Consider the following 21,074-nt stretch of genomic DNA (forward strand, 5'->3'; position numbering starts at 1 on the left):
GGTGACTGGTCAAGTGCGTTTCGACAGTCATGTCGAGCGGCTGCTCGACGCGACGGTGGCACTCGTCAACCTCGCGAGCCCCGGCGAGGCCCACGGGACGGCCTACGAACCCCCGACGGGGGACGACCTCGTGCGCGGCGTGGCCGACGCGACCTCGTCACCCGAGCGGCGCTCGCGGCCGACATCCGCCGAGGCCGGCGCTCTCCTCACTGTCGTGCCGCAGGTCCGGGACGTCTTCGAGGCGGCGGAGCGCGACGACCTCGCGGCTGCGGCCTCGGTCGTCAACGACCTGCTCGCTGCGACGGGCGCCCGTCCGCGGCTCGACCCCGACGACGAGGGCCGCTACCAGCTGCACTTCCACGGTCCCGACGACGGCTTCGTACGCGGCTGGCAGGCGGGTCTCGCCTCGGGCCTGGCCATGGCGGTCGGCAGTGACCTCGGCGGCCGCCTGGGGGTGTGTGCGGCGCCGGTGTGCGACCGCGTCTACGTCGACGGGTCGAAGAACGGCACCCGGCGCTTCTGCTCGGCGCGCTGCCAGAGCCGTGTCAAGGCCGCCGCCCACCGCGCCCGCACCCGCTGAACCCCGCCCCGCTCGGCGGGAGGGGATCTCTCAGGTCGTGGTCGTGGTCGCGGTGGTGGTGGCGGCGTCGTGGGCGGCCCAGAGGCGGGCCTCGGCGGCGGCGTCCATGGGACCTCCGCCACGGTTGGTCGGGCGTTCGGGCAGCCCCTCGCGCTCGAGCCACGCCCACGTGTCGGCGACGGTCTCGGGCATCGGCCGGCAGCGCAGGCCGGCCGCCGCGGCCGCCGAGGTGTCGAGCGCGTGCAGGCCGGCGAGCTCGCCCGTCGGCGGGACCCAGATCGGCAGCTCGGTCCAGGGCTGGACGCCGGCCGCCTCGACCGTCTCCGGGTCGAGCCAGACGAGCTCGGCATCACTCGCCGTCACGGCACGCACCTCGTCGAGCAGGGCGCCGATCGTCGTGTGGCCGGGCTCGCTCACCATGTTGAAGGTGCCGACCGCCCGTGACCCGAGCACCCAGTCCGCGATGTCGCGGCAGTCGACGTACTGCAACGGCCGGTCATACGGACCCGGTGCGGGCACGCGCCCACCGGCGGCGATCCGCTTGAGCCAGAACGGCATCCGGCCGACCATCTCGTACGGGCCGAGGATGAGCCCGGCGCGGGCGATCGCCACGTCGCCGTCGAACTCCGCGAGCGCGGCGAGCTCGCCCCCGCGCTTGGCCGCGGCGTAGTCCGAGCCGTCGGTCGACGACGGGTCGCCCTCGACGACCGGCGCGCCCTCGTCGGAACCCACCGCGATCGGCCACGTGTAGACGGAGCACGACGAGACGTACGTGTAGTGCGGGGCGCGTCCGCTCAGCAGCCGGGCCGACGTCTGCACCGCGACCGGCTCGGCCGACCACGTGTCGAACACGGCGTCCCACTCGTCGTCGCCCAGCGCGGTGCGCAGGGCCCGGGGGTCGAGGCGGTCGGCGTGCCGCGCCTCGGCGCCCTCGACGGGCGTGCCGCTGACGCCGCGGGTCACCGTGGTGACCTCGTCGCCGCGGGCGAGGGCGGCCTCGACGAACGCGCGACCGACGTGGTGGGTGCCTCCGAGCACGAGCAGTCTCATGGGCACGATCCTCGCCCGGACGCGCCGCGACGCCAAGGCCCCTTCGCTGTCGACGTAAGGCCGTCCAGCGGCTGGTGCGGTGCAGCCCTACTCCCAGTCGGCGATGCGGGCCGTCGCCGTGCGGCCCTCCGTGAGGTCGGCGACGTGCTGCGAGAAGCGCGGGCACGCGACGATGTCGTGCGCCCGGCAGCGCAGCGCGTGCTCGGTCATCTCGCGCGAGCGGTCGATGGACCGCGCCCGCTCGTCGAGGTCGCGCAGGTGGGCCTCGAGCACCTCGTGTCGACCGGCCGCCTCGCCGTCGAGCAGCACGCCGATCTGCTCGAGCGTCATCCCGGCCGCCTTGTTGCGCAGGATGACCGCGACCCGCACGAGGTCGGTGCGTCCGTAGCGCCGGTAGCCGGACCCGTCGCGCGCCGGGGTCAGCAGCCCGAACGTCTCCCAGTGCCGCAGCACGTTCGTCGGCAGGTCGAAACGCGCCGCCAGCTCACCGACGGTCCACGTCTCGTCACGCTGCCTTGCCTTCATGTCCACATGAAGGTACACGCTGGATCGCAACAGGCACAGAGCCGCCCGGGACCGACCGCCGGACAACTGCCGGACAACCGCCGGACAACCGCAAGGAGCCACTCATGCACACCGACGTCGCCGTCATCGGCGGAGGCCCCGCCGGCCTCCAGGCCGCCCTCACCCTCGGCCGCATCCACCGAGACGCCGTCCTCTTCGACGACGGGACCTACCGCAACGCCACCGTCAGCCACATGCACAACGTCGTCGCGCACGACGGGACCCCGCCGGCGGACTTCCGCGCCGACGCGCGCAGGCAGCTCACGGCATACGACACCGTGAGCGTGCGGGAGGAGCGCGTCGCGTCGATCGAGGAGGTCGACGGGAGCTTCCTCCTACATGCGGCCGACGGCACGACCGTGACGGCGTATGCCGTCGTGCTCGCCACCGGGGTCCGTGACACGCTGCCGCCGGTGCCCGGGCTCGACCCGCTCTGGGGCGACCTCGTCGCGCACTGCCCCTTCTGCCACGGGCACGAGCTCAGCGGTCAGCGCGTCGGCATCCTCGGCGCCGCGAACGCGCCCCACCTGTCGGCGCTGCTCGGGCGCATCGCGTCCGAGCTCGTCGTGCTCGCCGACGGTGCGGACGTGCCGGACGGCCTTCCGGCGGTGGCGATCGTGCGCACCGAGCGGGTCGTCGCGGTCGAACGGCACGACGGGGGCGTACGCGTGGTGCTCGAAGGCGTCGACGGTGAGCAGGTGCACGAGCAGGTCGCAGGCCTCTTCGTGAAGCCGGAGCTCCACCAGTCGGCACCGTTCGCCGAGCAGCTGGGACTCGAGCTCAACCCGTCCGGGGCGGTCCGCGTCGACGAGTTCGGCCGGTCGAGCCGCGAGCGCGTCTTCTGCGCGGGCGACATGGCGCACCTCCCGGCCTACCCGATGCCGATGTCCTCGGTCGTGTCGTCGATGGCCGCCGGCCAGCTCGCGGCCTCGGCGGCGATCATGGCGTTGCTGTCGCGCTGAGGTCTGGCAAGGTGGGGCTGTGGGAGCAACGCACAGCTGGAGCAGCCCGGTCGACACCGACCACCTCGACGAGATCCGGCGCAACGCAAGCGAGTTCGCGTCGGCCGGCCCGTTTCGACTCGTCCTGGAGGTGCTCGCCTACCCGGTCGACGAGGCCGTCGAAGGGTCGACGACCCGGATCCGCGTCGTGCTCCACGCGGACGGCTCCGTGTCCGTCGCGGACGACGGGCGCGGCACCGAGACGCGCGTCGACGACGACGGCGTCGCGCGGGTCAAGCCGGTCATGGCGACGAGGGACCTGCGCTTCTACGGCCGTGACGACGCGCCCCTGCTGCCCGACGGGTCGCCGCGGGCCGGCATCTCGGTCGTCGCGGCGCTGAGCGAGTGGGTCGTCCACACGAACCGCCGCACCGAGGGTGGGTGGAGCCAGCGTCTCGAGCGCGGCCAACCGCAGGGCGTGCCGGAGGCCGTGCCCGGTCAGGCGTCGACGGGGACGGTCGTCCACTTCCGCCCCGACCCGGCGCTCGTCCCCGGGTCACTCACCGCCGACGAGGTCCGGGCTGCCGCGCAGGCGTATGCCGGCGTCGTCCCGATCGAGGTCGTCGCCGAGAGCGTGTGACCGACCTGGCCTGACCCGTGTGGCGGGGCGCTCACTCGGGTGGGGTGGGGCCGGGTGGGTGCGGGCTGGGCGGCATACGATGCTGGGACCCGAGAAAGCTCGAAGGAGTGGCCCATGCCGCGCGACCTTGCCCCCGACCTCGTCGAGCGCCTCACGAAGGCGTTCGAGGCCGACCCCACTGCCCGGATGCTGCAGAACGCCGTCACGACGACGTCGGTCGACGACATCGCGCTCGACCGCCGGGTCGTGACGGGCATCGACCACTCCGTCTCGAACCTGCTCGACGACTGGAGCGCCACGTCCCAGGAGAAGAGCGGCCGCTGCTGGCTCTTCGCCGGCACCAACCTGCTGCGCGCGAGCGCGCGCGAGAAGCTCAAGGTCAAGGACTTCGAGTTCTCGCAGAACCACCTGCTCTTCTGGGACAAGTTCGAGAAGGCCAACCACTGGCTCGAGTCGATCATCGCGACGACCGACCGCGACGTCGACGACCGCACGGTCGCGCACCTGCTCGCGACGCCGGCCGAGGACGGCGGGCAGTGGAACATGTTCGTCGCGCTCGTGGTCAAGCACGGACTCGTGCCGAAGGTCGCGATGCCCGAGACGAAGAGCTCGAGCAACACCGGCCAGATGAACCGCGACCTCAGCACGATCCTGCGCCAGGCCGCGCGCGACCTGCGGGCCAAGGCAGCCGACGGCGACGACGCCGAGGACCTGCAGGACGCCAAGGAGCAGGCGCTCGCGACGGTCCACCGCCTGCTCTGCATCCACCTCGGCACGCCGCCCGAGTCGTTCGTGTGGCAGTGGAAGGACACCGACGGGGGCTTCCACCGCGATGGCACCATGACGCCGCTCGAGTTCGCCGAGCGCTACGTCACGGTGCCTCTCGAGGACTACGTCTGCCTCGTCAACGACCCTCGCGCGAGCAGCCCCTACGGGCACACCTTCACCGTCGAGCACCTCGGCAACGTCGTCGGCGCACCGCCCGTCACCTACCTCAACGTCGAGCCCGACCTCATGAAGTCCCTTGCGGCACAGGCGATCCTCGGGGGCGAGCCGGTGTGGTTCGGCTGCGACACGGGGCAGATGTCCAACGCCACCCTCGGCCTCTGGGACGCCGGCCTCTTCGACCGGGCCGCGATCTACGGCACCGAGCCGAGCCTCGGCAAGGCCGACCGGCTGCTCCACCACGAGTCACTCATGACGCACGCGATGCTCTTCACCGGCGTCGACCTGCTCGACGACCTCCCGCGACGCTGGCGCGTCGAGAACAGCTGGGGCACCGAGAAGGGCGACAAGGGCTTCATGACGATGAACGACGGCTGGTTCGCCGAGTTCGTCTTCGAGGTGGCCGTCCGCCGCGACGCGCTGCCGGGCGAGCTGCAGGAGGCGCTGACCCGCGACCCGATCGTCCTGCCCGCCTGGGACCCGATGGGCGCCCTCGCCGGCTGAGTCCGCTCTCGCTCCGCGTCGAGCGCGTCGCTGCCGGTCAGGCGGCGGCGCGCTCGTACGTCAGGTGGACGGCGTCGCCGACCAGCCGCGTGATGGACTGGGTGCACCATGCCCCCGAGCTTCCGCGACCCCCGTCATGACGACCACGACCGCACGATGGCGCTGGCCGCCCAGCTCACCGCCGTGCACGACGACCTGCGGGGACGGGTGCGCGTGATCCGCGACGGTCTCGCCCGACCTGGGACGACGACGGTCGACGCGGAGTCCCCGGCCACCGGCATCCTCGAGCACTGTCTCGGCTTCTGCCTCGCCCTGCAGGCTCACCACACCGGCGAGGACGACGGACTCTTCGCCGCGCTGCGCGTCGAGCGACCCGACCTCGGCCCGATGCTCGACAAGATCGTCGAGGACCATCACCTCGTGGCGGGCATCCTCGCGCGTGTCGAGCACCTCGTCGACACGGCCACGAGCGCGGGCGACGACGGCCACCGCGCTCGTCTCGTCGGTGAGCTCGACGGGCTGACCGCGATCATGGACTCCCACTTCGCCTTCGAGGAGCGCAGCATCGGTGCCGCGCTCGACGGCCTCGACGACGAGTCGTGGGTCGAGGCCGTGCTGTCGGTGCGAGACGATGACGACTACTGACGCGCACCACACGACGCCGGGCCCGTTGACGGACGCCGACGTGCCGGCATACGTCCGTTCTCTCGGGCTGCCGGGCCTCGCCGACGTCCATGTCCACTTCCTGCCCGACGCCATGCAGCGCAAGGTGTGGGACTACTTCGACGAGGCCGAGACGCACTACGGCACGCCGTGGCCGGTCACCTACCGCGACGACGAGGAGACGCGCCTCGCGACACTGCGGTCGCTGGGACTGCAGACGATCCCGGCGCTCGTCTACCCGCACAAGCCCGGCATGGCGCAGTGGCTCAACGCGTGGTGCGCCGACTTCGCCCGCACGGTGCCGGACGCGGTCCACTGCGCGACCTTCTACCCCGAGCCCGGCGTGGGCGACGTCGTCGCGGCGGCCCTCGACGACGGGGCGCGCCTGTTCAAGATGCACGTCCAGGTCGGGGACTTCACCCCTGACGACGAGCGCCTCGACCCGGCGTGGGCGCGACTCGAGCGCGCCCGGGTCCCGGTCGTCATCCACGCCGGCTCGGCACCGATCCGCGGCACCCACACCGGCCCGGACGCCGTGCGCCAGGTGCTCCGTCGACACCCGGACCTCGTGCTCGTCGTGGCCCACCTGGGCATGCCGGAGTACCACGAGTTCGCCGACCTCGCAGACGAGTTCGCCGGTGTCCACCTCGACACGACGATGAGCGGCACGGACTTCACGAACCGCTTCGCGCCCTTCCCCGACGGCTACGTCGAGCGCCTCGCGACCCTGCGCGACCGGGTCGCGCTCGGATCGGACTTCCCGAGCATCCCCTACCCCTATGCCCACCAGCTCGACGCCCTCGCCCGCCTCGGCCTCGGCGACGGCTGGATGCGAGCGGTGTTGTGGCACAACGGCGCCCGACTCCTGGGCCTGGACGGTGGCCTGGACGGTGGCCTGGACGCTGGTCTGGACGTGGCCTCGACAGCAGCCCCGAGCGAGGGTGACCGGTCGGCGTCGACCTGACGCCGACCGGTCACCCGCCGGCCTCAGTGCGTCCGGCCCTTGAGCTGGACCGTCTGGTCGGCGAAGTACTCGCCACAGCCGCTGATGTTGCAGGCCACGGCGGCGGTGGCCGTCGCGCCCTTGCCGCCCTTGAAGAGCCCGTTGTCGCCGAGGACGAAGACCGTCCACGGCTCGACGGACCCGGTGCAGGCGATCTCGGTCTCACCGAATCCCTGGATCAGGATCCGACCGACCCGCTGCCTGAGCTGGACGTCGACGAACGCGAAGTCGGCCTCGCCCGAACACGTCGCCGTGCCGGACACGTACGCGCCGCCGGTCGCCTTGTCGAACTGGGCGATCGGGTTGATGGTGGCCTCGATGGACGGCACGTCCGGAGCCGTCTCGACGGTGATGTCGAGCAGTCCGCCGTTGCCGACCCCGTCCTCCTGGTCGTCGAAGGCGAGGATCGTATAGGTCTCCCCTGCGGACGCCGCCCACCCGGAGCCTCCGGGTCCGCAGGCGATGACCGTGGCCGAGCTGCCCGTGCCCTGCGCCACGATCACGCCGGCGCTGTAGTCGGAGCCGCTGACGTCGGCGACGACGATGCTGTCGGCGGCCGCCGTGAAGGTGAACCAGACGCTCGCGTCCGTCGCCGGGGCGCCGCACGACGCGTTGAGCGCGGCGTCGTCCGCGTCGGTGGTGGCCTCGCTCGTGTCGAGGGTCGTGCTGTAGGGCAGGGCCCCGATGGCCAGTGCGCTGCCGCTGACGTCGTTGGCGGGTGCGGCGGCCAGCGCCGTCCCTGCCGACATGATGACTCCCGTGACGGCTGCGAGCGCAGCTGCGCCCCACCGCTGTGTGCGTATCATCTCTTCCCCTTGCCTTGGCGTGGTCGCCGCGGCCCCCGAACCGGGACGAGCCCCGGAACGTCCTGCGCGAGATCGCAGGACATCCTTCGATGGTGGCGTGTCCGGTGACATCGCCATGGAGATTCAGAGAGATCGAGGGGCCCTCCGGATACGTCACGGCGACGGTCAGGCGCTCCAGCCCGTCCGGACCTCAGCCCAGGTGCTGCTGGAGGAAGGCCTCGGTGCGCCGGATCGAGGTGTCCCACTGCGGCGACGTCAGGGTGTGCCGCCCGCCGGGGTAGACGCGCAGCTCGACGTCCTTGCCCTTGGCCTTCAGGGCGGCGACGGACTTGCGGGACCAGGTGAGCGGGCAGTCCTCGTCGGCGGTGCCGTGGTGGATGAGGAGCGGCTCGGTGATGCGGCCGAAGTAGGTGCGGGGGCTCGTCGCCGCCCACGCGGCCGGCTCCGCCTCGGGCGTGCCGAGCCGCCCGATGACGGCCCGCGCCGCGCCGGAACGGGAGGCGTCGCGCCGCACCCACTTGTCGAAGTTGTCGACGCTGTCGGAGCTCACCGGCGCGTAGGCCACGGCCGCGCGGAAGAGCCCCGGGCGTACGACGAGGACGCCCAAGACGACCCCGCCGCCCATCGACCGGCCGATGATCGCGATGCGGCTCGGGTCGACGACCTGGGCCTTCTTGAGCGCCAGCCCGGCGTTGATCGCGTCGACGGTGTAGGCGGCGCGGAGGTTGGCATCGTTGCGGGGGTCGCGGTCGGACTGCGCGTGGTTGCGGTAGTCGATGTGGAGCGTGACGTAGCCCCGGCGGGCCAGGTAGTCGCGCTCGCGGAGCATCGTCTCGCCGTTCGTGTAGACGGCCGGGTCGACGTAGCCGTGGGCCAGGACCACGGCGGGGAACGGGCCCTTGCCCCGCGGGATGTTGATGCGTCCCGAGATCGTCAGCCCGTTGCTCTCATAGGTCGCGAAGTACTGCCGGTACGCGTCGGTGCTGCCGCGCTCACGGCCCAGCCTCAGGTTGCCGCCCTCGTAGCGGGTCGCGATGAGGGCCTCGATCGAGGCCGGGTCGGGCGCGGGCTTCGTCGGGCTCGGCGCGGGTGTCGGGGTGGACGCGGTGGGCGTCGACGTGGCCGTCTCGCTCGCGCCCTGGCTCGGGCCGGCGTATGCCGTGGGGCTGGGCCCGGTGGTTCCGCCGCGGTCGTCGGCGGGCCCGGCGGCCGGCCCCGAGGTCGAGCAGGCACCGAGCAGCAGCGCGGCGGCCAGGCCGGTCACGAGGGCTCTGGGGGTGCGCACCTCTCGAGTCTCACCCGGGACCGCCCGGATTCCCAGCCCGCTCCCAGCCTTCGTGCCCGTTCCGAGACCTCCACCGACCGACGACCGTTGGCAGACGCCCCACCCGACACGCCGCACGACACGCCGGAACGGTCGACACGGCATACCAACGGTCGTCCGTCGGCGGACGTCCGACCGGTCAGGGGAGGGTGGCGGCGGCCTCGAGGACGGTCCACGCCTGCAGCTGCGGTGACAGCTCGAGCGGCGGACCGGGCGCGCGCCCGCCGGGCTCCACGGGGAAGACCGTCGGGTCGCGGCGACCCGGGACGGCGAGGCTCGCCCGGCCGCGCCAGAGCGCCTCGGCCGTCGCGGCGACGAGTCCTCGTGCCGTCTCGCGCGCCACGGCGTCGAGCCCGGGCTCGGTCGCCGCGAGGGCGAGATAGCGCACGAGGATGCCGGTGAAGAGACCGCCGTCACCACCGCCGTGCGTCCGGAGCACGCGACCCCCGTCGACCTCGGTCGTCAGCCGAGCGTCCACGGCGGCGACGAGGGCGGCCGCGCGCATCAGGCTCTCCTCGTCGCCCAACGTCACGAGCGCGCCGAGCACGGTGCCCTGGTTGTAGGACCAGACGTCCGGGACGAGCACCTCCTCGCCGCCGCGCAGCCGTATGCCGTCGAGCACGAGCCCGCTCTCCGGTGACCACAGGCGCGCGTAGAGCCAGTCGACGAGCCGACGCGCCTCGTCGGTGTCGCCGAGACGGGCGAGGTGCAGGGCGGCCGGGCCGGTCGCCGGGCTGTTCTTGAAGTCGCGGTCACGGCTCCAGAAGAGGCCACCGCCGAGGTCGTCCGTGTGCGCCGCGCGCAGCTGGCCGGTGAGGTGACGGCTCGCCGACCGGAGGCGCCGACCCCGGGCCGTGCGGCCGATCTCGTCGTGCAGGGTCTGGAGCCGGCCCGAGGCGAGGGCGAGCCAGGCCATGTCGTCGTAGAAGTCGTTGACCCATCGCACTCGGTTGCGCAGCCGGATCGTCTTGAGCAGCCGGTCGCCCCGGGCCGCGTGCTCCTCGGCGCCGGTCCGGTCGCCGGTCCGCAGGGCCCGGACGCCGGCGTCGACGAGCGCGTCGAGGTAGTGCGCCTGCCACCAGTAGTGCCACGTCCCGCGGAGCCCGCCGAACGCCCGCGACCCGGGCGGCACGGGGTGGACGATCCGCGCGAGGTGCGTCAGTGGCACCCGCCCGAGGGGGCCCGCGAAGAGTGCCGTCACGGAGCGCTCGGCCTCCGCCGCACGCTCGTCGAGGGCGGTCGGAGGTCGGGTCGGGACGTCACCGGCGGACACGCTGCGACGCTATCGCGGCCCCCGCCGCCACCGGGACTGTGGAAGGGTCGGTCGGTGTCGAGATCGCGGCCGCGGCTCCGACGTCTCCTGACGAGGAACCCGCCGCCACGAGGGCGCCTGGACGGCGTCAGGACGAAGGAGTGGACGTGAAGTACCTGCTGATGATCTGGAGCAACCCGCAGACCTGGGGGCACCCGATCTTCCTGCGCACGCCGGAGGCCGCGGCCATGACCGACGACGAGCGGGCGGGGCTGCTGCGCGCCTTCGAGGACCTGATGCGCGAGATCAGCGAGTCCGGTGAGCTCGTCACCGCCCAGGCGCTCGCGGACCCGCTCACGGCCCGGAGCGTCCGCGTCCGCGACGGCGAGAGCCTCGTCACCGACGGGCCGTTCGTCGAGGCGAAGGAGCAGATGGCCGGCTACTTCGTCGTCGACTGCGCGACGCCCGAGCGGGCCGAGGAGATCGCGGGGCGCTTCCCCGACGCCCGGTTCGCGGCCGTCGAGGTGCGCCCGCTCATGGGCGGCTCGGCCGAGGACCTCTGAGAAGGACTGTGGCGTGGGAGGACCCGTCGTGACCGATGACCTGTGGCGCAGCGTGACGCCGCAGGTCATCGGTGCGCTCGTGCGCCGCTACCGCGACTTCGACCGCGCCGAGGAGGCCGCCCAGGAGGCGCTGCTCGCCGCCGCCGCGCAGTGGCCCGAGGACGGCGTGCCCGACGACCCCAAGGCGTGGCTCATCCGGGTCGGCTCGCGCCGGCTCATCGACGGCCTGCGCAGCGACGAGGCACGAGAGCGTCGTGAGCTCGCCGACGCGACGCGGGCTCCTGCCGACGAGCTCGTGGCCCCGCCGCCGTATGCCGTCGGGCCGGGTGACCACGACGACACCCTGACGCTGCTCCTCCTCTGCTGCCACCCCGCGCTCGCCCCGGCGTCCCGGATCGCCTTGACCCTCAGGGCAGTCGGCGGCCTCACCACCGCGCAGATCGCGCACGCCTTCCTCGTGCCCGAGGCGACGATGGCCCAGCGGATCAGCCGGGCCAAGCAGCGGATCCGCGAGTCGGGCGCGGAGTTCCGGATGCCGCCGCCCGACGACGTGCCGGACCGTCTGCGCGAGGTGCTCCACGTCCTCTACCTCGTGTTCACCGAGGGGCACACGGCAAGCACCGGTGACGAGCTGCACCGGGTCGACCTGACGGCAGAGGCGATCCGCCTCACGCGCCAGGCGCACGCCCTCCTGCCCGACGACGGCGAGGTGGCCGGCCTCCTCGCCCTCATGCTGCTCACCGAGGCGCGGCGCCCCGCCCGCACGAACGAGGCGGGAGAGCTCGTGCCGCTCGCCGAGCAGGACCGCTCTCGGTGGGACACGGCATACGTCCACGAGGGCGTGGCCCTCGTGACCGACTCCCTGACGCGGACCCGGCTCGGGCCCTACCAGGTGCAGGCGGCCATCGCCGCGGTGCACGACGAGGCGCCCTCGGGGGCCGAGACCGACTGGGAGCAGGTGCTCGCGCTCTACGGGCTCCTCGAGCAGCTCGCCCCCGGGCCGGTCGTGACGCTCAACCGCGCCGTCGCGCTCGCGATGGTCGAGGGGCCGGCCGCAGGTCTGGCGGTGCTGGACGACCTCGAGCAGGACAAGCGTCTCGCCCGGCACCACCGCCTGCACGCCGTGCGGGCGCACCTGCTCGAGATGTCCGGCGACACCGAGAGGGCCCGCGAGAGCTACCTGCTCGCGTCACGTCTCACGACGAGCATCCCCGAGCAGGACCACCTCCGACGAAAGGCCGAAGCCCTGTGAGCGACGCCGCCGACACCCCCGCGCCCGCCGTGACCGAGAGCGACGTCGACCTCGGCGACGGTCACGTGCTCCACGTCTACGACACCGGCGGCCCGGGGACCCCGGACGTCGAGGCGCTCGTCGTCGTGTGGCACCACGGCACCCCGAACATCGGGGCGCCCCCGCAGCCGCTCTTCGCCGCGGCGGCCCGCCTCGGCATCCGCTGGGTGTCCTACGACCGGCCCGGCTACGGCGGCTCGACTGCTCGACCGGGTCGTGACGTCGCCTCGGCGGCGCGGGACGTCGCGGCCGTCGTCGACCACCTCGGCGTGGGCTCGTTCGCGGTGATGGGCCACTCGGGCGGAGGCACGCACGCTCTGGCCCCCGCGGCGCTGCTCGGCGACCGCGTGCTCGGCGTCGTGACCGTCTCGGGAGTGGCACCGTTCGGCGCCCCGGGGCTGGACTTCTTCGCCGGGATGGCGCCGGGCGGCGAGGCGTCGCTGCGTGCCGCGGCCGCCGGTCGCGAGGCCAAGGAGGCTCATGAGGCCGCTGCGGCCCAGGTGCCGGACGGCGAGGTCGACTTCGGCTTCGTGGAGGCGGACGAGGAGGCCTTCTCGGGTCCGTGGGGCTGGTTCGGTTCGGTCGTCGGCCCGGCGCTGGCGGCCGGCCCGGCCGCGCTCATCGACGACGACCTCGCCTACGTCTCCGACTGGGGCTTCGATCCCCGCGACGTCGCGGCGCCGGCGCTCGTCGTGCACGGCGGCGCCGACCGCATCGTGCCGGTCTCGCACGGCGAGTGGCTCGCGAGCGCGATCCCCGACGCGGACCTGTGGCTCCAGCCTCTCGACGGTCACGTCTCCGTGCTCAGCACTGCCGAGGACGCCCTCACCTGGCTCGCCCGCGCCGCCCGCCGCTCCTGAGCGCCCACCGCTCCTGAGCGCCCGCCGCTCTGCCCGTTCGAGGTGATCGCGGGAGCCGGGTCGGTGCCGGCATCACCTCGACCCGGCCGTCGCCCGGCTTGCGTTGGAGTGCACTCGAAGTCATAGCGTCGAGCGCATGACGAAAACGTGGTTCATCACCGGAACGTCCCGCGGGTTCGGTCGCGAGTGGGCGACCGCCGCACTCGAGCGGGGCGACAACGTGGCCGCGACCGCCCGTGACACCTCGACCCTCGACGACCTCGTCCAGACCTACGGCGACCGGCTGCTGCCGATCGCCCTCGACGTCACCGACCGCGACGCGGACATCGCAGCCGTCCAGCAGGCGCACCAGCGCTTCGGCCGGCTCGACGTCGTCATCAACAACGCCGGCTACGGCCACTTCGGCTTCGTCGAGGAGCTGAGCGAGGCCGACGTCCGCAACCAGCTGGAGACGAACTTCTTCGGCGCCCTCTGGGTCACGCAGGCGGCGTTGCCGATCATGCGCGAGCAGGGATCCGGCCACATCATCCAGGTCAGCTCGATCGGCGGCATCTCCGCGTTCCCGATCGTCGGCGCCTACCACGCGTCGAAGTGGGCGCTCGAGGGTCTGAGCCAGTCGCTCGCCCAGGAGGTCGCGCCCTTCGGCATCCACGTCACGCTCATCGAGCCCGGCGGCTTCTCGACCGACTGGGCCGGCCCGTCGGCCAAGCACTCGGCGCCGTCGTCGCCCTACGACGACATCCGCGAGCGGACCCACCGCGAGCGCGCGGCCCGCAACACGTCGGGCCCCGGCGACCCCAAGGCCTCCGCGGCCGCCGTGCTCAAGGTCGTCGACGCCGACGAGCCGCCGCTGCGCGTTTTCTTCGGCGCGGCCCCGCTCTCGATCGCCAAGGCCGACTACGCCTCGCGGATCGAGACGTGGGAGAAGTGGGACGACGTGTCCCAGCTCGCCCAGGGCTGAGCCGGCCGGGAGTGCCTGACCCGCGAGCGTGGGTCAGGCACTCTCGTCCGCGAGGCGGCGAAGGGCCCGCAGCACCGAGCCCGGACGCTCCCACCACACGAAGTGCCCGGCGCCGTCGACGACCTCGACCCACGCTCCGGGGATCGCGTCCGCCGTCGCCCCGCCGGCTCGGTCGGGCGGCATCGGGCTGCGCTCGCCGACGACGACCCCGACGGGGACCCGGATGTCGACCAGCCCCGACTCGAGGTCGGGGAGCCTCGCCTTGAGGTCGTTCCACAGGCCCACGTGGGCCTCCGGCGAGACGGTCATCTCGGGCCTCGGCATGACGTGCGAGGGGTCGCCGAAGTAGCCGGGCCACACCAGGTCCCAGGTCTCCGCCTCCTCCTCGGGCGTCGCCGTGCCGTTCATGTCCTTCTCGTCGAGCGCCTCGGCGCGTGCCCGCCGGTCGGCGGGGACCCGGGCGAACATCTCCGCACCGAACGCCTCCGCGGCCCCGTCGCCGACCCCACCGAGCGGGTCCACGGCGAGGACCCCGTGCAGCCGGTCGGGGATGGCCTCCGCGACATGGAAGCCGAGGTGCCCGCCCCAGGAGTGCCCGACGAACCAGGCGCGGTCCCAGCCGAGGTGGTCGAGCACCGCGACGGCGTCGCCGACCGCCTCCGCGACAGTGAAGGCACCCGTGGTCGTCGAGGGCGGGAGTCCGCGCTGCTGGTAGTAAGCGACCCGGAACCCGGCGGCGAGCTCCTCGACGAGGGTGCTCAGGTGGTCATAGCCCAGGCCCGGGCCGCCGTGGGCCAGCAGCACCGGCTGTCCCGCACCGGTGACGAACCCGCCGAGGTCGCCGTCGGTGCCCGAGGCGACGAAGTCTGTGCGCTCCATGGCCGAACGCTACGGCGGCAGCGCTGCCCGCGTACGCGCTTCGTGGGACCCGCCGCGCGCCACCCGACGTTCGCCTCCCGACGGGTGCAGCGCCTGCAGCGCCGGGCCCGTCGCGTGACCTCGCCGGTGGCGGGCTCGTTCTCCTCCGAGACCGACACCGGACGAAGGAGTCCCGCCGTGCCCCGTTCCTCACGCACCGCCCGCCGTGCCCGGCCTGCCGCAGCGCTCGTCGCGGCCCTCGCTGCAGCCGCCGCCCTCGCGACCGGCGGGGCCGCCGCGGCTCCCTCCGCCGTCGCGACGGACGCGCCGCACGTCGTGCAGCTCGGCGACTCCTACTCGGCCGGCAACGGCACCGGCACCTACGAGGAGCGCAGCTGCTACCGCTCCCCGGACAACTACGGGTGGCAGGTCGCGGCCTCGATCGACGCGACCTACACCGACGCGGCCTGCAGCGGCGGGGTCGTCGCCGACATCCTCGAGCCGCGCCTGCTCGGTGACGCGTCCACGAAGACGGGGACGTACTCGGTCGACCCGGCGCGCCACCCCGACCAGAAGGCCGAGTGGCTGCGCCGGGCGCAGACCGAGCGGCTCTGCGGGGTGCCGGCACAGCCCGACTTCTCGTACACGTACACGTTCGTCGCGGGCGTCGGCGTGAACGACCTCTACACGGGCACCGTGTCGTGCCAGCTCGTCGCGCGTCCGCAGATCGACGCGGTCACGCCCGACACCGACCTCGCCCTCCTCACCATCGGCGGCAACGACATCGGCTTCTCCACGATCGTCGTCGACTGCCTGACCCTGCGTGACCCGTCGAGCTGCCGCCAGTCCCTCGAGGCGGCCTCGGCCAAGGCGCCCGAGATGGTCCAGCGCACCAAGGACGCGCTGCGGGCCGTCGTCGCGCGCTCGGGCGGTCACGCGCAGGTCTACCTGCTCAGCTACCCGTTCCTCATCGACACCGAGAGCTACGCCATCCCCGAGGTCGCGCCGGTCTACGACGCCGGCCGGGCGCTCAACGACCTCCAGCGGCTCGGTGACGACCTCCAGGCTCGCGGCGTCGCCGAGCTCAACGCCGAGGACGGGACGACGCCGTACCACTTCGTCGACACCGTCAAGGCCGCCTGGGGCGGTCGCGTCCACGGCCTCGACCCGCACGTCGTCGCCGACAACTCCGCGGCATGGCTCGTCCCCGTCGGGACGCCGGGCCGCGACGTCGCCGAGTTCGTCCACCCGACCCAGGCCGGCTGGGACGCGACCGCCGGAGCCCTCCGGGTCGCCGTCACCGGCTGAGCTCCACGGGGTTCGGGACACCGGCCCCGCTGGGACGAGGTATGCCGTCGCGTCCGGTCGCGACGGCATACCTCGGTCACGTCGTGGTGGGGACCGCCGAGCTCAGGTGAGCGGCGAGACGGCGCCCATGACCTCGTCGAGCAGGGGTGCCAGGCGGACGGAGGGGTCGCCGGCCCACGTCGTCTGGGCGATCTCGAGGCAGGCCAGGGCGCTGCTCGTCATCGCCGCCGCGCGGACGTCGGGCCCGCGGTGGGCGCGGCGGCGAGGCATCCGCTCGGCGACGAGGGGGGTGAGCGACTCGAGCCAGCGGCGGTGCAGCTCGGTGACCGTCCCGCGCAGCACGGGCTCGCGGTGGAGCATCAGCTGGAGGGGGCGTGAGCTCACGGCGTGGGTCTCCTGAAGGCTGACGATCGCCTCGAAGGCCCTCCGCAGGGCCGCCCACGGCGACTCGTCGGCCGGTCGCTCACGCATTGCGTCGACGACGGACTCGCCGGACTCGAGGAGCCGGTCGAGGACGAGGTCCTCCTTGCTCTCGAAGTAGCGGAAGAACGTGCGCCGCGACATGCCGGCCGCGGCGGCGATCTGTTCGACGGTCGTCAGCTCGAAGCCCTGCGTCGCGAAGAGGCGCCACGCCTGCTTCGACACCTCGTCGCGCACGGCCCCACGGGCGCGGTCCCGGAGGGTCGTCGGCGTCGCTGGCATGCGGCCATCCTAGCAGGCTCTGGCATCGCCTGCCGTGTTTGACACCGGGTGTCACGATGGGCGTACAGTGTCAGGACACCGCAGTTCTTCCCGTAGGAGTCCGCATGTCCGTCAGCACCGAGCCGCCCGAGACGGCAGCCTCGACCGTGGCGACCACCGAGCCGGCCACCCGGCGGGCCGGCGAGGAGACCACGACCTCGAACCGGGCCACCGTCCAGCTCGTCTTCGTCGGCCTCGGCGCCCTCGTCGTCGCGCTCTCGCAGTCGCTGCTCGTCCCCGTCCTGTCGACCCTGCCGGCCGACCTCCACACGTCCGCGAGCAACGTCTCGTGGCTGCTCACCTCGACGCTGCTCGTCGCCGCCATCTCAGTGCCGATCATGGGCCGCCTCGGCGACATGTTCGGCAAGCGCCGGATGCTCCTCGTCTCGCTCGCCGCCCTGACGCTCGGCTCGCTCCTCACGGCCGTGACCGACAACATCGCCCTGCTCATCGCCGGCCGCGCGATCCAGGGCATGGCCGCCGCCGCGATCCCGCTCGGGATCAGCCTGCTCATGACGACGATGCCCAAGGAGCGCGTCGCGTCGTCCGTCGCCCTCGTCAGCGCGATGCTCGGCGTCGGTGGCGCGCTCGGACTGCCCCTGGCCGGCTTCGTCGCCGAGCACTTCTCCTTCCACGCCCTCTTCTGGATCACCTCGTTCGCGGGCCTCGTCGCCCTCGTCGGCATCCGCCTGATGGTCCCCGAGGCGCCGGGCCGCAGCGGTGGTCGGGTCGACATCGTCGGTGCCGTGCTCATGGGCAGCGCGCTCCTGACGCTCCTGCTGCCGCTGACGCAGAGCGCCGCGTGGGGCTGGTCGGACCCCCGTGTCTGGTGGCTGCTCGGTGCGTCCGCCGTGCTCTTCGTGGTCTTCGGCTGGAGCCAGACCCGCATCCGCGAGCCGCTCGTCGACCTCAGGGCGCTGCGCAGGCGCCCGATCGTGCTGACCAACATCGCCTCGGTCCTCTTCGGCTTCGCCCTCTTCGCCTCGTTCCTCGGCACGGCGTCGTTCATCGAGGCCCCGGCGGCGAGCGGCTACGGCTTCGGCGCGAGCCTGATGACCGGTGGTCTGGCCCTGCTCCCGAGCGGCATCGCGATGATCATCTTCTCGCCGATCGCCGCCCGCCTCATCGGCTCGTGGGGTGCGCCGCAGACCCTCGCCCTCGGCGCGGTGATCGTCGCCCTCGGCTGGTTCATGCGCATCGTCTGGACCGCGAGCCTCACCGAGGTCATCATCGGCACGACCGTGGTCGGGATCGGCACGGGCATCGGCTACGCCGCCATCCCGTCGCTCATCAACGAGCACTCGCCGCGCTCCGAGATCGCGGCCGCCAACGGCCTCAACGCGCTGTTTCGCAGCCTCGGCAGCTCGCTGGCCTCGGCTCTCGGTGGCAGCATCCTCGCCGCCAACACGGTCATCCTCGGAGCCTTCGCGGTGCCGTCCCTGACGGCCTACCGCCAGCTCTTCGCGCTGTGCGCCGGGGCCGCGCTGCTCGCCGCGGTCGTCGTCCTCTTCATCCGGCGCTCACCCGAGCCGGCGGCTGCCGCCTGAGTCCCGGCCCAGACCGGACGAGGTATGCCGTCGCGCCCGGTCGCGACGGCATACCTCGTCACCCCCTCTCGAGTGAGCGCCCGACCCCACTCGACTGAGCGCTCCGCGTCGTGGTGTGGTCGCGCGGCGGCTCAGAGCTCGAGGGTCATGAAGGTGCTGTGCGGGTCGGGTCGCTTGGAGCCGAAGGGTCCGCACCCGGTGAACCCGTCCGCGGCGTAGAGCGCCCGCGCCGGAGCGAAGCAGTCGTCGAGCGTGATCAGCATCGCCCTGTCATCCGGCACCTTTGGGGGCGCTCGACGTTCAGGCCCAGATGGCGGCCGGGATGCCGTCGGAGAAGACCTCGGGCGGGTCCGGCAGCGGGCGCGCGAGACCCGACGCGTGACGCGCGGCCGACCACGCGACCGCGCAGGCGTCGAGGACGTCGTCGACGGCGTACCCCTGGCCCTGGAGCACGGAGGGGCGGGGGATGCCTCCGGCGGCGAGCGCTGCGAGCCGCTGGTCGCGTCCCTCGTCGGTCTTCTTGCTTGCTGTGATCGGTGCGCCCGTCATCGCGGCGAACGACACCTCGGGGTGGACCTCGAGGACGGTCACCGTGGGCCGGGTGCGCAGCCAGGCGTCGACCTCGACGATCTTGTCGCGGAGGGCGAACGCCTGCGCACCGACGCCCTGGCCGACGAGACCACGGTTGACCGAGTCGGCCTCGAGGCGCGTCGCCGCGGCGTACGCGGAGCGGGTCAGGGTGGAGAAGATCGACGACGCCTTGCCCGGCAGGGCTTGGCGCGCGAGGACGTCGGCCTGACGGATCGTGTTGTCGGGCAGGCCGATCGGGATGTCGATGGCGACGACGCGGATGCCCGTCGACTCGCGCACCATGGCGACGAGGTCGGCGATCGTCGGCGCGACGACGATGCGCGGACGTGGGGCTCCGGGCTCGAGCAGCGCTCCGACCCAGCCGGCCGAGCAGCCGTCGACGCCGAGCACGGGGACGACGACCTCGACCGGTGCGAGCCGCCCGGTCGCTGCGAGCGCGTCCGACCGCCGCTCGACCACGTCGGCGAGCCGTCGCAGCGACGTGACGCTCTCGGCGAGGGCGGCCGCGACCTCGTCGTCGGTCGCGCCGGCCAGACCGGACGCCAGCCCGTCGGCGAGCTCGCGGATCCGCTGCGCGTCCGTCTCCATGGCACCACTCAACCCCATCGCCGCGCGACCGTGGTGAGCGCCCAGCCCTCGACGCACCCTTCGACACCGTCGGGAGTCGGACGTAGCGTGAGGCAATGACCCACCCCGACACCGGTCGTCCCACCACCCTCGGCGAGCTCCGCGCCTCGGGCCACGTCCACCGCAGCGTCAAGAGCGAGATCCGCGAGAACCTCCTGGCGCGGCTGCGCGCCGGTGACGACGCGTTCCCGGGGATGGTCGGCTTCGAGGACACCGTCCTGCCCGAGCTCGAGACGGCGCTGCTCGCGGGCCACGACCTCGTGCTCCTCGGCGAGCGCGGCCAGGGCAAGACGCGCCTGATGCGCACGCTGTCCGGGCTGCTCGACGAGTGGAGCCCCGTCGTCGAGGGCTGCGAGATCGGCGACGACCCGCACGCGCCGTCGTGCACGCGCTGTCGCCGGCTGGCCGCCGAGCTCGGCGACGACCTGCCCGTGGCGTGGCGGCACCGGAGCGAGCGCTACACCGAGAAGCTCGCGACGCCCGACACCAGCGTCGGCGACCTCGTCGGCGACGTGGACCCGGTCAAGGTCGCGCAGGGCCGCACGCTCGGCGACCCGGAGACGGTGCACTACGGCCTCGTGCCGCGCAGCAACCGCGGCATCTTCGGCCTCAACGAGCTGCCCGACCTCGCCGAGCGCATCCAGGTGGCGCTCTTCAACGTGCTCGAGGAGCGCGACATCCAGATCCGCGGCTACTCGCTGCGGCTGCCGCTCGACCTCCTCCTCGTCGCGACCGCCAACCCCGAGGACTACACGAACCGCGGGCGCATCATCACGCCGCTCAAGGACCGCTTCGGCGCCGAGATCCGCACGCACTACCCGACCGAGGTCAGCGACGAGGTCGCCCTCATCGCGCAGGAGTCCGCGCTCGTCGCCGACGTGCCCGAGCACCTCCTCGAGGTCATCGCGCGATTCACGCGTGGTCTGCGCGAGTCGTCCGCCGTCGACCAGCGGTCCGGCGTGTCGGCGCGGTTCGCGATCGCCGGGGCCGAGGGGGTGGCCGGGTCCGCGCTGCGCCGCGCCGCCCGCTCCGGGGAGGCGTATGCCGTCGCGCGCGTCTGCGACGTCCCCACCGTCGTGCCCACCCTCCTCGGCAAGGTCGAGTTCGAGATGGGGGAGGAGGGGCGCGAGCGCGACGTGCTGGCGCACCTGCTGCGCCTCGCCGTCGCCGAGACCTACCGGTCCAGGCTCTCCGGGCTCGACCTCACCGGGTTCACGAACCTCTTCGCCGAGGGCGCCGTCGTCGAGACCGGCGAGCTCGTGCCGGGCGCCGACCTGCTCGCCCAGGTGGGGCCGGTGCCGGGCCTGTCGAAGGTGCTCGACCGGCTCGGCCACGGCGACGACGCGACGCCCGGGCAGGTTGCTGCCGCAGTGGAGTTCGTGCTCGAGGGGCTTCACCTGACGCGCCGCATCGACAAGGACTCCGTCGCCGGCCGCACGGTCTACGGGGTGTAGG

22 protein-coding genes are annotated in these 21,074 nt (G+C 73.1%); 13 read left to right on the top strand and 9 right to left on the bottom strand.

Annotated features, from left to right (window positions below):
• The first annotated feature begins 13 nt into the window (after positions 1-13).
• Positions 14-580 (top strand): CGNR zinc finger domain-containing protein, encoded by a 567-nt coding sequence (locus tag ASD90_RS00925; RefSeq protein WP_082588394.1) that lies wholly within the window; start codon positions 14-16, stop codon positions 578-580.
• Positions 581-610: 30 nt separating this feature from the next.
• Here the strand turns inward: ASD90_RS00925 and ASD90_RS00930 are convergent, their stop codons facing one another.
• Together ASD90_RS00930 and ASD90_RS00935 are read right to left on the bottom strand one after the other, a co-directional pair.
• Positions 611-1,630 (bottom strand): NAD-dependent epimerase/dehydratase family protein, encoded by a 1,020-nt coding sequence (locus tag ASD90_RS00930; protein WP_056750372.1) that lies wholly within the window; start codon positions 1,628-1,630, stop codon positions 611-613.
• An 87-nt stretch (positions 1,631-1,717) separates the two neighbouring features.
• Positions 1,718-2,155 carry a MerR family transcriptional regulator gene (locus ASD90_RS00935; RefSeq protein ID WP_056750375.1) on the bottom strand — a complete coding sequence of 146 codons (438 nt, stop codon included), beginning with the start codon at positions 2,153-2,155 and terminating at the stop codon, positions 1,718-1,720.
• A 104-nt stretch (positions 2,156-2,259) separates the two neighbouring features.
• On the opposite strand from ASD90_RS00935, the gene ASD90_RS00940 reads away from it, so the two are divergent.
• From ASD90_RS00940 to ASD90_RS00960, 5 genes are all read left to right on the top strand, one after another.
• The gene (locus ASD90_RS00940) at positions 2,260-3,156 is read left to right on the top strand and encodes an NAD(P)/FAD-dependent oxidoreductase (protein ID WP_056750376.1); all 897 of its coding nucleotides are present in this window, start codon (positions 2,260-2,262) and stop codon (positions 3,154-3,156) included.
• 19 nt (positions 3,157-3,175) lie between these two features.
• Positions 3,176-3,775: a hypothetical protein gene (locus ASD90_RS00945; protein ID WP_056750380.1), complete on the top strand. Its 600-nt coding sequence runs from the start codon at positions 3,176-3,178 to the stop codon at positions 3,773-3,775.
• Between the two features lie 114 nt (positions 3,776-3,889).
• Positions 3,890-5,224, top strand: coding sequence for an aminopeptidase C (locus tag ASD90_RS00950; protein WP_056750382.1), 1,335 nt, complete (start codon positions 3,890-3,892; stop codon positions 5,222-5,224).
• Between the two features lie 108 nt (positions 5,225-5,332).
• Positions 5,333-5,869 (top strand): hemerythrin domain-containing protein, encoded by a 537-nt coding sequence (locus tag ASD90_RS00955; protein WP_056750383.1) that lies wholly within the window; start codon positions 5,333-5,335, stop codon positions 5,867-5,869.
• Positions 5,856-6,851, top strand: a complete 996-nt coding sequence (locus ASD90_RS00960) for an amidohydrolase family protein (protein ID WP_056750388.1) — start codon at positions 5,856-5,858, stop codon at positions 6,849-6,851. The genes ASD90_RS00955 and ASD90_RS00960 overlap by 14 nt, the downstream gene beginning before the upstream one ends.
• A gap of 23 nt (positions 6,852-6,874) precedes the next feature.
• Here ASD90_RS00960 and ASD90_RS00965 read toward each other — a convergent pair whose 3' ends face one another.
• The 3 genes from ASD90_RS00965 to ASD90_RS00975 all read right to left on the bottom strand — a co-directional run bounded on the left by ASD90_RS00965 (position 6,875) and on the right by ASD90_RS00975 (position 10,293).
• Positions 6,875-7,639, bottom strand: coding sequence for a hypothetical protein (locus ASD90_RS00965; RefSeq protein WP_056750391.1), 765 nt, complete (start codon positions 7,637-7,639; stop codon positions 6,875-6,877).
• A gap of 247 nt (positions 7,640-7,886) precedes the next feature.
• Entirely contained in the window at positions 7,887-8,981 is a 1,095-nt protein-coding gene (locus ASD90_RS00970) for a S9 family peptidase (RefSeq protein WP_056750392.1), read from the bottom strand.
• 178 nt (positions 8,982-9,159) lie between these two features.
• Entirely contained in the window at positions 9,160-10,293 is a 1,134-nt protein-coding gene (locus tag ASD90_RS00975; RefSeq protein ID WP_056750395.1) for a glycoside hydrolase family 76 protein, read from the bottom strand.
• A gap of 146 nt (positions 10,294-10,439) precedes the next feature.
• On the opposite strand from ASD90_RS00975, the gene ASD90_RS00980 reads away from it, so the two are divergent.
• From ASD90_RS00980 to ASD90_RS00995, 4 genes are all read left to right on the top strand, one after another.
• The gene (locus ASD90_RS00980; RefSeq protein WP_056754163.1) at positions 10,440-10,835 is read left to right on the top strand and encodes a YciI family protein; all 396 of its coding nucleotides are present in this window, start codon (positions 10,440-10,442) and stop codon (positions 10,833-10,835) included.
• 28 nt (positions 10,836-10,863) lie between these two features.
• Positions 10,864-12,087 (top strand): RNA polymerase sigma factor, encoded by a 1,224-nt coding sequence (locus tag ASD90_RS00985; RefSeq protein WP_235506337.1) that lies wholly within the window; start codon positions 10,864-10,866, stop codon positions 12,085-12,087.
• Complete coding sequence (locus ASD90_RS00990; protein WP_082588395.1) at positions 12,084-12,986, top strand: alpha/beta fold hydrolase; 903 nt, start codon at positions 12,084-12,086, stop codon at positions 12,984-12,986. The genes ASD90_RS00985 and ASD90_RS00990 overlap by 4 nt, the downstream gene beginning before the upstream one ends.
• A gap of 136 nt (positions 12,987-13,122) precedes the next feature.
• On the top strand, positions 13,123-13,947 hold the full coding sequence (locus tag ASD90_RS00995; protein ID WP_056750399.1) for an SDR family oxidoreductase: 825 nt from the start codon (positions 13,123-13,125) through the stop codon (positions 13,945-13,947).
• Between the two features lie 33 nt (positions 13,948-13,980).
• Here ASD90_RS00995 and ASD90_RS01000 read toward each other — a convergent pair whose 3' ends face one another.
• On the bottom strand, positions 13,981-14,826 hold the full coding sequence (locus ASD90_RS01000) for an alpha/beta fold hydrolase (RefSeq protein WP_056750401.1): 846 nt from the start codon (positions 14,824-14,826) through the stop codon (positions 13,981-13,983).
• Positions 14,827-15,003: 177 nt separating this feature from the next.
• On the opposite strand from ASD90_RS01000, the gene ASD90_RS01005 reads away from it, so the two are divergent.
• The gene (locus ASD90_RS01005) at positions 15,004-16,113 is read left to right on the top strand and encodes an SGNH/GDSL hydrolase family protein (protein ID WP_056754169.1); all 1,110 of its coding nucleotides are present in this window, start codon (positions 15,004-15,006) and stop codon (positions 16,111-16,113) included.
• Positions 16,114-16,215: 102 nt separating this feature from the next.
• Here the strand turns inward: ASD90_RS01005 and ASD90_RS01010 are convergent, their stop codons facing one another.
• Positions 16,216-16,815, bottom strand: coding sequence for a TetR family transcriptional regulator (locus ASD90_RS01010; protein WP_056750405.1), 600 nt, complete (start codon positions 16,813-16,815; stop codon positions 16,216-16,218).
• A gap of 104 nt (positions 16,816-16,919) precedes the next feature.
• Here ASD90_RS01010 and ASD90_RS01015 point away from each other — a divergent pair, with 104 nt between their 5' ends.
• Positions 16,920-18,401 carry an MFS transporter gene (locus ASD90_RS01015; RefSeq protein WP_056750407.1) on the top strand — a complete coding sequence of 494 codons (1,482 nt, stop codon included), beginning with the start codon at positions 16,920-16,922 and terminating at the stop codon, positions 18,399-18,401.
• A 131-nt stretch (positions 18,402-18,532) separates the two neighbouring features.
• Here ASD90_RS01015 and ASD90_RS22710 read toward each other — a convergent pair whose 3' ends face one another.
• Together ASD90_RS22710 and ASD90_RS01020 are read right to left on the bottom strand one after the other, a co-directional pair.
• Complete coding sequence (locus ASD90_RS22710; protein WP_369793544.1) at positions 18,533-18,664, bottom strand: hypothetical protein; 132 nt, start codon at positions 18,662-18,664, stop codon at positions 18,533-18,535.
• 37 nt (positions 18,665-18,701) lie between these two features.
• Positions 18,702-19,580 carry a DUF429 domain-containing protein gene (locus ASD90_RS01020; RefSeq protein WP_056750413.1) on the bottom strand — a complete coding sequence of 293 codons (879 nt, stop codon included), beginning with the start codon at positions 19,578-19,580 and terminating at the stop codon, positions 18,702-18,704.
• A gap of 95 nt (positions 19,581-19,675) precedes the next feature.
• Between ASD90_RS01020 and ASD90_RS01025 the strand changes: the two genes are divergently transcribed.
• The gene (locus ASD90_RS01025) at positions 19,676-21,073 is read left to right on the top strand and encodes a sigma 54-interacting transcriptional regulator (RefSeq protein ID WP_056750416.1); all 1,398 of its coding nucleotides are present in this window, start codon (positions 19,676-19,678) and stop codon (positions 21,071-21,073) included.
• Position 21,074: the final 1 nt, after the last annotated feature.

The organism is Terrabacter sp. Root181, from assembly GCF_001428505.1.
Lineage (GTDB): Bacteria > Actinomycetota > Actinomycetes > Actinomycetales > Dermatophilaceae > Terrabacter.

What these genes read in the sequence shown, in the direction of transcription:
- ASD90_RS01000 (WP_056750401.1), bottom strand. Translation starts at nt 14,826, where the DNA reads ATGGAGCGCACAGACTTCGTCGCCTCGGGCACCGACGGCGACCTCGGC.
- ASD90_RS00995 (WP_056750399.1), top strand. Translation starts at nt 13,123, where the DNA reads ATGACGAAAACGTGGTTCATCACCGGAACGTCCCGCGGGTTCGGTCGC.
- ASD90_RS00930 (WP_056750372.1), bottom strand. Translation starts at nt 1,630, where the DNA reads ATGAGACTGCTCGTGCTCGGAGGCACCCACCACGTCGGTCGCGCGTTC.
- ASD90_RS00960 (WP_056750388.1), top strand. Translation starts at nt 5,856, where the DNA reads ATGACGACTACTGACGCGCACCACACGACGCCGGGCCCGTTGACGGAC.
- ASD90_RS22710 (WP_369793544.1), bottom strand. Translation starts at nt 18,664, where the DNA reads ATGCTGATCACGCTCGACGACTGCTTCGCTCCGGCGCGGGCGCTCTAC.
- ASD90_RS00955 (WP_056750383.1), top strand. Translation starts at nt 5,333, where the DNA reads ATGCCCCCGAGCTTCCGCGACCCCCGTCATGACGACCACGACCGCACG.
- ASD90_RS01020 (WP_056750413.1), bottom strand. Translation starts at nt 19,580, where the DNA reads ATGGAGACGGACGCGCAGCGGATCCGCGAGCTCGCCGACGGGCTGGCG.
- ASD90_RS01025 (WP_056750416.1), top strand. Translation starts at nt 19,676, where the DNA reads ATGACCCACCCCGACACCGGTCGTCCCACCACCCTCGGCGAGCTCCGC.
- ASD90_RS01015 (WP_056750407.1), top strand. Translation starts at nt 16,920, where the DNA reads ATGTCCGTCAGCACCGAGCCGCCCGAGACGGCAGCCTCGACCGTGGCG.
- ASD90_RS00940 (WP_056750376.1), top strand. Translation starts at nt 2,260, where the DNA reads ATGCACACCGACGTCGCCGTCATCGGCGGAGGCCCCGCCGGCCTCCAG.
- ASD90_RS00950 (WP_056750382.1), top strand. Translation starts at nt 3,890, where the DNA reads ATGCCGCGCGACCTTGCCCCCGACCTCGTCGAGCGCCTCACGAAGGCG.
- ASD90_RS01010 (WP_056750405.1), bottom strand. Translation starts at nt 16,815, where the DNA reads ATGCCAGCGACGCCGACGACCCTCCGGGACCGCGCCCGTGGGGCCGTG.
- ASD90_RS00965 (WP_056750391.1), bottom strand. Translation starts at nt 7,639, where the DNA reads ATGTCGGCAGGGACGGCGCTGGCCGCCGCACCCGCCAACGACGTCAGC.
- ASD90_RS00935 (WP_056750375.1), bottom strand. Translation starts at nt 2,155, where the DNA reads ATGAAGGCAAGGCAGCGTGACGAGACGTGGACCGTCGGTGAGCTGGCG.